The organism is Lentzea sp. CA-135723 (genome assembly GCF_050936595.1).
Classification (GTDB): Bacteria; Actinomycetota; Actinomycetes; order Mycobacteriales; family Pseudonocardiaceae; genus Lentzea.
In genome coordinates this window covers 392,142-403,122 of record NZ_JBNJMK010000002.1, presented here as the reverse complement: position 1 = coordinate 403,122, position 10,981 = coordinate 392,142, and the positions used below count along the sequence as shown (strand labels likewise).

General features: G+C 69.8%; 9 protein-coding genes. 6 read left to right on the top strand and 3 right to left on the bottom strand.

Annotated elements, in window-relative coordinates; all coding sequences use genetic code 11:
- Nucleotide 1: 1 nt before the first annotated feature.
- The 5 genes from ACQEU1_RS37850 to ACQEU1_RS37830 are packed head-to-tail and all read left to right on the top strand — an operon-like array spanning nt 2 to nt 4,980.
- Nucleotides 2-1,195 (top strand): extracellular solute-binding protein, encoded by a 1,194-nt coding sequence (locus ACQEU1_RS37850; protein WP_433213130.1) that lies wholly within the window; start codon nt 2-4, stop codon nt 1,193-1,195.
- A complete protein-coding gene (locus ACQEU1_RS37845) occupies nt 1,192-2,238 on the top strand; it encodes an ABC transporter ATP-binding protein (protein ID WP_433213127.1) in 1,047 nt (348 codons plus the stop codon). Before ACQEU1_RS37850 ends, ACQEU1_RS37845 begins: the two co-directional genes overlap by 4 nt.
- The gene (locus ACQEU1_RS37840) at nt 2,235-3,125 is read left to right on the top strand and encodes an ABC transporter permease (RefSeq protein WP_433213124.1); all 891 of its coding nucleotides are present in this window, start codon (nt 2,235-2,237) and stop codon (nt 3,123-3,125) included. Before ACQEU1_RS37845 ends, ACQEU1_RS37840 begins: the two co-directional genes overlap by 4 nt.
- Complete coding sequence (locus ACQEU1_RS37835) at nt 3,122-3,946, top strand: ABC transporter permease (protein WP_433213121.1); 825 nt, start codon at nt 3,122-3,124, stop codon at nt 3,944-3,946. The genes ACQEU1_RS37840 and ACQEU1_RS37835 overlap by 4 nt, the downstream gene beginning before the upstream one ends.
- A gap of 50 nt (nt 3,947-3,996) precedes the next feature.
- On the top strand, nt 3,997-4,980 hold the full coding sequence (locus tag ACQEU1_RS37830) for a LacI family DNA-binding transcriptional regulator (RefSeq protein ID WP_433213118.1): 984 nt from the start codon (nt 3,997-3,999) through the stop codon (nt 4,978-4,980).
- A 255-nt stretch (nt 4,981-5,235) separates the two neighbouring features.
- Here the strand turns inward: ACQEU1_RS37830 and ACQEU1_RS37825 are convergent, their stop codons facing one another.
- From ACQEU1_RS37825 to ACQEU1_RS37815, 3 genes are read right to left on the bottom strand one after another with little or no spacing between them, the layout of a single operon-like run.
- Nucleotides 5,236-7,017, bottom strand: a complete 1,782-nt coding sequence (locus ACQEU1_RS37825) for an AMP-dependent synthetase/ligase (RefSeq protein WP_433213115.1) — start codon at nt 7,015-7,017, stop codon at nt 5,236-5,238.
- Between the two features lie 30 nt (nt 7,018-7,047).
- On the bottom strand, nt 7,048-9,186 hold the full coding sequence (locus ACQEU1_RS37820) for a molybdopterin oxidoreductase family protein (RefSeq protein ID WP_433213112.1): 2,139 nt from the start codon (nt 9,184-9,186) through the stop codon (nt 7,048-7,050).
- 32 nt (nt 9,187-9,218) lie between these two features.
- On the bottom strand, nt 9,219-9,866 hold the full coding sequence (locus ACQEU1_RS37815; protein ID WP_433213109.1) for a zinc-binding dehydrogenase: 648 nt from the start codon (nt 9,864-9,866) through the stop codon (nt 9,219-9,221).
- Nucleotides 9,867-10,003: 137 nt separating this feature from the next.
- On the opposite strand from ACQEU1_RS37815, the gene ACQEU1_RS37810 reads away from it, so the two are divergent.
- A complete protein-coding gene (locus ACQEU1_RS37810) occupies nt 10,004-10,951 on the top strand; it encodes an MASE1 domain-containing protein (protein ID WP_433213106.1) in 948 nt (315 codons plus the stop codon).
- Nucleotides 10,952-10,981 lie beyond the last annotated feature (30 nt).

Here is a 10,981-nt window from a genome sequence, read left to right as displayed (position 1 = left end):
GATGCGCTGGACAAGGAAGTTGCAGCTCGTCATCCCCACCCTGTTGGTCGTCGCGGCGTGTGGTGCGCCGGAGGCCCCGCAGGCGCAGAACGCCCCTGCCGCCGTCCCGGACAAGCCGTCGAGACCGGTCGAGCTGAACGTGCTCGACGTGGCCGGCAACCTGCAGCTCACGCAGGGCATGATCGACGACTTCGTGCGGTCGCACCCCGACGTCGTGTCGAAGGTGAACGCCACCAAGGCGACCGCGCCGGACATGCCCGGCAAGCTCAAGGCGGAGCAGAACTCGGGCACCTCGCAGACCCACCTCGTGCTCACCGGAACGGACGGGCTCGCGAGCGTGATCGACCAGAAACTCGTCCTCCAGCTGCTCCCCGAATATTCGGCGAGGCTGCCGAAACTGGAGGACGTGTACCTGCCGGCGGCCGGCGAAATGCAGAAGCTCGCGCAGAACCAGGGCGTCGCGATCACCTACTACCCGGCGGGACCGCTGCTGGAGTACGACCCGGCGAAGGTGCCGTCGCCACCCAGCTCCCCCGCCGACCTGCTGGCGTGGGCCCGCGCCAACCCCGGGAAGTTCCAGTACGCGCGGCCCGCGAACTCCGGGCCCGGCCGGACGTTCCTGATGGGGCTGCCGTACCTGCTGGGGGACAAGGATCCCAAGGACCCGGAGAACGGCTGGGACAAGACCTGGGCGTACCTGGAGGAGCTCGGCCAGTACGTCGACAGCTACCCCGGCGGCACCACGGACGTGATGAAGAACCTCGCGAACGGCACGTCGTGGATGGTCGCCTCGACCACCGGCTGGGACATCAACCCGCGCGTGCTCGGCACCGTGCCGGCGGGTATGAAGATCGCGACCTTCAAGGACTTCCACTGGGTCACGGACGCGCACTACGCCGTGATCCCCAAGGGGGTCAGCGCGGACGTGCTGTCGGCGAACCTCGCGCTGATCAAGTTCATGCTGGAACCGCAGCAGCAGGCGAAGGCCTACGACAAGGGCTACTTCTACCCGGGCCCCGCGGTCAAGGGCGTCACGCTCGACATGGCGCCGCAGGAGTCGCGCGACGCCATCGCGAAGTTCGGGCGGCCCGAGTACGACGCGCTGATCGAGAAGAACCCGAAGGAGCAGTCGCTGCCGGCCGCCCAGCAGGTGAAGGCGTTCCAGCGGTGGGACCGCGAGATCGGCAGGAAATGAGGTTCGCCGAACTGCACCTGGACCACGTGCGGCGCGCGTTCGGGGACACCGTCGCGTTGCGGGACGTGGATCTCACGATCAAGGGCGGCGAGTTCGTGGCGTTGCTCGGGCCGTCGGGCTGCGGGAAGTCGACGGCGCTGAACTGCCTGGCGGGCCTGCTGCCGCTGACCGGCGGCCGGATCACCCTGGACGGCAGGCGGATCGACGACCTGCCACCCGAGAAACGCGGATTCGGCATGGTGTTCCAGAACTACGCGCTGTTCCCGCACATGTCGGTGCGGCGCAACATCGCGTTCGGGCTCTCCATGCGACGGCTGGCGAAGGCCGAGATCGCCCGCCGCGTGGACGAGGCCGTGCGGCTCGTCCAGCTGGAGGAGCACCAGCACAGGTTCCCGGCCCAGCTGAGCGGCGGCCAGCAGCAACGGGTCGCGATCGCCCGCGCGATCGTGCTCGAACCGCCGCTGGTGCTGATGGACGAGCCGCTGTCCAACCTGGACGCCTCGCTGCGGCTGGAGATGCGCACGGAGATCCGGCGGCTGCACCAGTCGCTCGGGCTCACCACCGTCTACGTCACGCACGACCAGGAGGAGGCGCTGGCCCTCGCCGACCGCCTCGTGGTCCTGCGCCTCGGCGAGGTGCAGCAGGTCGGGTCGCCGGAGGAGGTGTACGCGCATCCGGTGAACCGGCACGTGGCCGCGTTCATGGGGTACCGCAACATCATCCCGGTGTCGGTGACCTCTCAGGACGGCGAACGCGCGACCGTCCACACCGGAGACGGCGTACGGCTCGCCGGGGTGAAGCGCGAGATCCTCGGGACGCAGGCGGTGGCGGCGGTGCGGCCGGAGGACTTCGTGGTCGGCGGGTCCGGCGAGAACGTGCTCGAAGCCGTGGTCGAGATCGTCGAGTACCACGGGCGCGAGCAGGCGGTCGAGGCACGGCTGCGCGACGGCACCCGGTTGCACGTCCGGACCGGCTCCCGGCTCGCACCGGGCGACACGATCACGGTGGAGGTGCCCGTCGACCGCGTGCTGGTGTTCTCGTGACGACGACTGCGGAACGCGCGTCGGTGCGGCACCGGCTCGCCGAGAAGGGCGTCGACCGGGTGCTCTGGCTGTTGCTGCCGGGCGCGGTGTTCGTGGTGCTGCTGTTCGTCTACCCGTTCCTGTACGGGTTGCAGTTGTCGTTCCAGCCCAAGGGCGGCGGCAACCCGCTCCGGAACTACACCACGTTCTTCTCCGACGACTACCTGGCCGAGACGGTGTGGATCACGTTGCGGCTCGGGCTCCCGGCCGCGCTCTTCAACGTGCTGGCGTCGATCCCGATCGCGTTCCGGATGCGCGGCCGGTTCCGGGGCAAGCGGGCGCTGACGACCGTGCTGGTCGTGCCGATCACGCTCGGCACGGTGCTGACGGCCGAGGGACTGCTCGCGTTCTTCGGCCCCACCGGCTGGTTCAACCGCGTCTGGCTCGCGCTGGGCGCGGACGAGCCGGCGAGGCTCACGCACAACTACTGGGGCGTGCTGTTCAGCCTGGTCATCACCGGGTTCCCGTTCGCGTTCCTGCTGACCCTGTCGTACCTGTCCGGCATCGACCCGACGCTGGAGCAGGCGGCGGCCACGCTGGGCGCGTCGCGGCGGCAGCGGTTCCGGACGATCACCATGCCGTTGCTCGCGCCCGGTCTCGCGGTGACGTTCTGCCTGAGCTTCGTGCTGGCGTTCAGCGTGTTCCCGTCCGCGGTGATGGTCGGCGACCCGGCGGGCGAGACGCACGTGATGTCGATCGCCGCCTACGAGACGGCGTTGCGGGACAACGACTTCGCGATGGGTTCGGCGATCGCGATGCTGATGGCGCTGGTGATGCTGGTCGTCATCGGTGTGGTGCTGCTCTGGCGCACGACCCTGTACCGCGGCGCGACGGGAGGCAAGGGATGAGGCTCACCGCCCGGCCCCTGGTGTGGCTGACCTGGGGCGCACTGGCGTTCTTCCTGCTGAACCTGGTCGGCGTCGTCGGCGCCGTCGTGACGAACTCGTTCGCGGAGACGTGGTTCGGCACGTGGCTGCCCGGCGGCTACACCGGCAAGTGGTACGGCGAGGCGTGGCGCGACTACCGGCTGCTGGACGTGCTGGTGGTGACGTTCCAGGTGGCGCTGTCGGTCGTCGCGGTCTCCGTCCTCATCGGAGTCCCGGCGGCGTACGCGCTGGCGCGGCGCGACTTCCCCGGCAAGAAGGTGCTGAGCGTGCTGTTCCTGCTGCCGATCCTGATGCCGCCGATGACGTACGGCATCCCGCTCGCCACGGTGCTCTACAAGTTCGGCCTCGCGGGCAGCATGGCGGGCGTGATCGCGGCGAACCTCGTGCCGGCCGTGCCGTTCGTGGTGCTGACGATGACCCCGTTCATCGAGCAGATCGACACGAAGGTCGAGTCGGCGGCGCGGATGTGCGGGGCGTCGACGTTCGCGCTCTTCACCCGCGTCCTGGCACCGCTGCTGGTGCCCGGCGTGCTGGCTGCGTCGATCCTGGTGCTGGTGAGGACGGTGGGCATGTTCGAGCTGACGTTCCTCACGGCCGGTCCGACCAGCCAGACCCTGGTGGTGTCGCTGTACGAGGCCATGTCGTCAGCGGGGATCAGGCCGCAGCAGATGGTCGACTCGATGGCGGTGATCTACACGGGGTCGATGCTGGTGCTGCTGGTCGTCGCGCTGCGGTTCGTGAACCCGACGCAGCTCGTCACCCGCCTCAAAGACCCCACTTAACAGACGACCCGTCATGATTGGTTCAACCGGCTGTTGAGGGTGAGGTACAAGTGGCAGTCACGATCCGCGACGTGGCCCGCAGGGCGCACGTGTCGGTCGCCACCGTTTCGCGTGCGCTGACGTCCCCGGAGCTGGTGCGGCCGGAGACCAGAGCACGCGTGCTGGCCGCCGCGACCGAGCTCGGCTACCAGCCGAACAGGGCCGCGCGCGGGCTCATCACGGGCAAGACGGGCAACATCGGCATCGTCGTGCCCGACCTCGACAACCCGTTCTTCACCGGCGTGCTGAAGGCCGTGCAGGCGCGGGCCGTGCAGGCCGACTACGCGGTGTTCGTGGCGGACAGCGACGAGGACCCGGTCACCGAGGCCAAGCTCGTGCACGCGATGGCCAAGCAGGTCGACGGCGTCGTGCTGTGCGCGCCGGGCCTCGAGGACTCGCAGATCTACGAGATGGCCGGGGCCACGTCGCTGGTGCTGCTGAACCGGCGGCTGCCCGGCGTGCCCGCCGCGTTGATGGACTCGGCGGGCGGCATGCACGCGATCATCGACCACCTCGTGGCGCTGGGGCACCACCGGATCGCCTACCTCAACGGGCCGCGCACGTCGTGGTCCAACCAGGAACGCCGGCGTGGGCTGATGAAGGCGGTCGCGAAGCACGAGGTGGACCTGGTCGACCTCGGGCCGTTCGCGCCGCGCTACGAGGGCGGCCTGCAGGCGGCGGACCTCGCGGTGGCGGCCGACACGACGGCGATCGTCGCCTACAACGACATCATGGCGCTGGGCGTGCTGGCCCGGCTGCGCGACCGGGGCATCTCGGTACCGGGCGACGTGTCCGTGACGGGGTTCGACGACCTCACGTACGCGTCTTTGTGCTCCCCCGCTTTGACGACAGTGGCGATGCCGGTCGCCCAGGCAGGGCGCACGGCGGTGAACCTGTTGCTCGACTGGCTCGACTCGGACAACACCGAGGTGCCGCAGATAGTGGCCGAGACGCAACTCATCGTGCGCGGCACGACCACTCCTCCCCGCAAGTAGTGGCGAATTGACAACGGGTCACTTTGTTTCAAAACGAGAAGTTTCGAAACAAAGTGACCCGCGGTCCAGACCTGCCTGGAATGCAAGGCGGCCCCGGCTGGGCGTCTGGGGGGAGTACGCCTTGAGCCGGGGCCGCGAAGCGGCTGGGCCCGAGGGGGGAGGGGGCCTAGCGCCGCTTGGTGTCCCACTCTGCCCTGACCGGAAGAAATGCGCCAGGGTGGATGTACCTGTTTTTGGATTTCTCGTACGTACGGGTTACTCGTAGAGCCCTTCGTACAACGCAGAGTGAACTCGGTGCACAACCGCGCGTTTGACCTTCAACGTCGGAGTCAGCTCCCCGTCCTCCTGTGACAGATCACGGGTGAGCAGCACGAACTTCTTCACTTGGGAAACACTGGCGAAGTGCGAGTTCGCTTCGTCAACAACTTCCTGGACGAGCGTTCGCACGTCCGGGTGACCCACCAACGATTCGAGGTCGGACGGCAAGCCGCGCTGTGCCGCCCACGGCACGATCTCGTCCGCGTCGAGTGTGATCAGCGCCACGCAGTACGGCTTGCGGTCGCCGAACAGCACGGCGTGCGAGATCCAGCGGGACTGGCGCAGCACGTTCTCGACGTTCGCCGGCGCGATGTTCTTGCCGCCCGCGGTGATGATGATGTCCTTCTTTCGCCCGGTGATCGTGACGAACCCGTCCTCGTCGATCTCGCCCAGGTCGCCGGTGTGCAGCCAGCCGTCCTGCAACGTGGCCGCGGTGGCCTCGTCGTTGCGCCAGTAGCCCGCGAAGACGTGGGGGCCGCGCATGAGCAGTTCGCCGTCCTCGGCCACCCTCATCTCCAGGCCCGCGATGCCGGACGCGCCGACCGAACCGATCTTGAAGCGGTCCAGGGTGTTGATCGTGCCGACGGCGGTGGACTCGGTCATGCCGTAGCCCTCCAGCACCGGCACGCCGGCCGCGTGGAAGAACTGGAGCACCTCCGCGGAGATCGGCGCGGCGCCGGACAGCGCCTGCACGAGCCGGCCGCCGAACACCGCGCGGACGTTCGCGAACAACGCGTCGACCTGCTCGAACGCCGCCGCCATCTCCGGTGGCACCGCCTCGCCCGCGGCACGCCGGCGGCGCACCTCCAGGCCGAGCGCGACGGCCTGCTCGAGCTGCTCGGCGGGCACGCTGGAGGTGACGAAGGTGTAGATCTTCTCGAAGATCCGCGGCACCGACGGCAGGAACGTCGGCTTCACCTCGGCCAGCTCGGGCACGATCGCCTTCATGTCGCCGCCGAAGTACGCGAGCGTGCCGCCCCGGTACATCGTGCCGAACATGATGATCTGCGCGAAGACGTGCGCCATCGGCAGGAACAGGTAGACCGTGTCGGTCATCGCGTCCATCCGGGTCTCCTCCGCGACCCGGCACAGCGCGACCCAGTTCGAGCTCGTCAGCACGCAGCCCTTGGGCGGCCCGGTGGTGCCCGAGGTGTAGATGATCAGGCTCGGGTCTTCCGGCCTGATCGCCGCGCGGCGGGAGTCCAGCACGGCGGCGAGCGGTGACGTGCGGCCGGTGTCCTGGACCTCGGCGACGCGCGGGCGGTCACCGGCGGGGTCGATCGAGAAGACCGTGCGCAGCTCGGGGAGCTCCCGGGCGACGACCTCGACCTTGACGCACTGCTCCTCGTTCTCCGCCACCACGATCGACGCGCCGGAGTCGCCGACGACCCAGGCGATCTCCTCGGACGTGCTCGACGGGTAGATCGGCACGACGATGCCGCCCGCCGCGAGCACCGCGAGCTCGACGGCCGTCCACTCCGGACGGGTGTTCGCGAGCACGCAGACCCGGTCGCCCGCCTTCAGTCCGGCGTGGACGAACCCGGACGCGAGGTCCAGCACCACCTCGGCGACCTCGGCGTAGGTCTGCTCGTGCCACCGTCCGTCCCGCTTGAACCGCCATGCCACCGCGTCGCCGTGCGCCTGCTCCGCGAGGAACGGCAGGTCGGCTATGCGGCGGACGGCTTGCACCGCGTTGGGGCTGGTGACTCCGGCGGTCATGGCGGCTCCTGGAGGCGCTGGGAGGGTTCTTCAGACGGGCACGACCTGCACGCGGGTGCCGTTCAGGACGGCGGTGCCCGAGAGCGGGTCGAGGCGGAGGTCGTCGGTCAGCAGGTTCACGTTCACCCCGGCGTGCTCGCTCGCGACGGTGAGCCGGGTGCCGGGCTGGTCGTGGCCCCAGCCGTGCGGCATGGACACGACGCCGGGCGCGATGTCCGCGGTGATCTCGACCAGCACCTCGACCTCGCCGACGCGCGAGGTGACCTGGGCGGGTTTCCCGTCCGCGAGGCCGAGGCGGTCGGCGTCGCCGGGGTTGACCAGGAGCGTGCACAACGGCTTGCCCTTCACCAGCGCGGGCACGTTGTGCATCCAGGAGTTGTTGGTGCGCAGGTGCCGGCGGCCGACGAGGACCATCCCGGTCTCGGGGTTCTCCAACGCCTCCCGCACGCGCGGCAGGTCGGCGACGATCGGCTCCGGGGTGAGCTCGACCTTGCCGGACGGCGTGCGGAGGATCTCCGGCAGGCGCGGGGTGAGCGGGCCGAGGTCGATGCCGTGCGGGTTGTCCAGCAGCTGCTTGAGGCTCAGCCCGTACGCGCCGGTGCGGAGCTTGAGGTCCAGCAGGCGTTCCTCGCGCGTCTCGCCGTCCGGTTCGAAGTCGACGCCCGCCTTCTTCCTGAGGTCGTTCAGCTGGAACGCGGCGATGGCGTCGAGGTCGGCGGCCGGGCCCATGCCGGAGAAGATCGTGATGAGGCGGAAGAAGATGTCCGTCTCGTCGACCCTGCCCTCCTCCAGCGGGATCGCGGCGCGCGAGTACTTCACGACGTTGCGCACGGAGTGGTTGAGGAACGCGATGTCGTAGTGGACGCGGCGAGACGGCGGCGGCGTCGGCAGGATGACGTCGGCGTGCCGGGTGGTCTCGTTGAGGTACGGGTCGACGCTGACCATGAAGTCCAAAGAGGACAGCGCGGCGGTCACGCGGGCGGAGTTCGGCAACGACAGCGCGGGGTTGCCGCCGATCGTGAACAGCGCGCGCACCTGGCCGGCACCGGGCGTCTCGATCTCGTCGACCAGCGTGACGGCCGGGTACTCCCCCATCACCTCGGGGTGGCCCGCCACGCGGCTGTGCCAGCGGCCGACGCCGAACCCCTTGCCGCTGCCCGTGCCGCGGTTCAGGTGCGCGGGCAGCGGCCACATCACGCCACCGGGCCGGTCGAGGTTGCCGGTGAGGACGTTGAGGACGTCGACCGCCCAGGACGCGACCGTGCCGAACTCGACGGTGGTCGTGCCGATGCGGCCGTAGACGGCGGCGCGTTCGGCGTGGGCGAGCCGGGCCGCCAGCGCGCGGATCGTGGCCGCGTCGACGCCGGTGCGTTCCTGCACGGCCTCGGGGCTGAACGGCTCGACGTGCGCGCGGATCGCCGTGTGGTCGGTGACGTGGTCCGCGAGGTCCTTGAGGTCCACCAGGTCCTGCGCGAACAGCTCGTGGATCAACGCCAGCAGCAGGAACACGTCGGTGCCCGGCCGGATCACGACGTGCTGGTCGGCCGCCGCGGCCGTGCGGCTGCGGCGCGGGTCGACCACGACGAACGTCCCGCCGCGCTTCTGCAACGCCTTGAAGCGGCCCGGCGCGTCCGGCACCGTCCACAGGCTGCCGTTGGACGCGTACGGGTCGGCGCCCAGCACCAGCATGAAGTCGGTGCGGTCGATGTCCGGCACGGGGATGGAGAAGATGCCGCCGAACATGTGGCCGACCTGGACGTGCTTGGGCATCTGGTCGACGGTGCTGGCGGAGAAGATGTTGCGGCTGCCGAGCGCCTTGCGCAGCGGCCCGGCGTAGAGGCCGCCGGCCAGCGAGTGCGCGACGGGGTTGCCGAGGTACAGGGCGACGGCGTTGCGGTCGGGGAAGTCCTTCAGGCGTTCGTCGATGTACGCGAACGCCTCCTCCCAGCTCACCTCGTGGAACTCGCCGTCGCGCTTGACCAGCGGCGCGCGCAGCCGGTCCGGGTCGGCGTCGAGCGTGCCGAGCGAGGCGCCCTTGGGGCAGAGGAACCCCTTGCTGAACTCGTCCTCGCGGTCGCCGCGCACCTTCGTGATGCGGTCGCCCTCGACCGTCAGTTCCAGCCCGCACGTGGCTTCGCAGAGCGGGCAGGTCGTGAACACGGTCCTCATGGGTCCCCTTATCGGCTTGTTACCAACGAGTACTAGCTGTCTGCCATCGGACGCAAGCGGCCGGCCGAGGTCAACCCGAACAGCTCACTGACAGCTCTGGCGACCATGCCGGGCTGGTCGAGGGTGTCGTCGAAGCGAAATCCGATGATCGCCCGCGAACCGCTGAGCAGACCGGTCAGCCTGACGGATTCGTCCTGGTCAGGGCCGTAGCAGACCACCCTGCCGAACGGCGCGAGCGCGTCCAGCGAGGAGGTGAGCGCGCCACCGGGATCGAGCGCGACATCGACCTGTTCGCCCTCGTTCGCGGCGACCAACCGGGCAGTCAGACCGTCTCGGCCGGAGTCGACGGCGACGTCGGCGCCGAGTCGGACGGCCTGGCGACGGCGGGCCTGAGTGGACTCGGTCGCGATCACCCGCCCGGCCGCGAACCCGCGGGCGAGCTGGACCGCGATGGCACCGACCTCGCTCATCGCGTCGTGCACCACGATCGACTCGTCCGGGCGCATGTGGGCACACGTGCGGAGGAGGTGCCACGCCGTCGTGCCGGCTCTGGCGAGGGTCAGCGCCTGGTCGTCGGTGACGCCCGCGGAGACCGGCAGGCACACGCGGCCCGCGATGACGACCACGCGGCGCCCGCCGTCCTCCACCCGGATCTCGTCGGCGACCTCGGCTGTGCGCATGCCGTCCATCTCACCGGTGTGCGGCGCAGGGCTGTAGTGCGGCTTCCACAACAGCTAAGACGAACGGGGTGAGTCCAGGTGGGTACGGCCGGTCACGGGCTATGGCCATCGTGTGTGCACGGGTGCAGCATGTGGCGGTGAACGCCGCACTCCGGACCGTCGCCACGATCGCCGTCGTCGCGCTCGCGTACTTCGCGACCGCGCAGGTCGGCCTGGTCCTGGCCCTCGTGCAGGGTCAGGTGACTCCACTGTGGCTGCCGACGGGGATCTCCGTGGCGGCGTTGCTGATGTTCGGGCACCGGATCTGGCCGGGCGTCGCGCTCGGCGCGTTCGCCGCCAACGTCTCGCTGACCGCGCCGCTGTTCTCGGCGGTGCTGATCACCGCGGGCAACACCGCGGCGCCGCTGCTCGCCTGGTACCTGCTGACCCGCTTCGGTTTCCGCCCGGCGATCGACCGGCTGAAGGACGCGCTGCTGCTCGTGTTCGCGGGCGCGCTGGGCGCGATGCTGGTGAGCGCGCTGGTCGGCACGCTGGCGTTGCGGATCGGCGGGGTGATCGCGTGGCGGGACGTGCCGGCCGTGATGTCGGTGTGGTGGACCGGGGACGCGATGGGCGTGCTGGTGTTCGCGCCGTTGCTGCTGACGCTGCCCCGCCAATGGCGAGCCCCGCCCGCCCGGCTGGCCGAGGCGGTGGTGCTGCTGGTGCTGACGGCCGCGGTCGCGTCGGTCGTGACGACGTCGGGCGCGCGGCTGCTGTTCCTGGTGTTCCCGATGCTGATCTGGGCGGCGTTGCGGTTCCAGCACGCGATCGCGGCCCCGTGTACGGCGATCATCTCCGTGGCGGCGGTGATGTCGGCGGCCGGTGGCCACTTCTCCGCGAGCACGGTGCTGATGACCATGATGGTGTTGCAGGCGTTCAACGGCTCGGTGGCGTTGACCGGGCTGATCCTCTCCGCGATCACCAGCGAGCGCAACGAGGCGAAGCGGGCGATCGAGCGCGCCTGCGAGCAGCTGGCCGAAACCGTTGCGCGCTACCAGGAAGAGGGAGTGCGCAAACGGCTCGGCCGCGTCGTGCCGCCCGGCTAGCCCAGAGCCCGATCAGCCCAGAGCCCGATC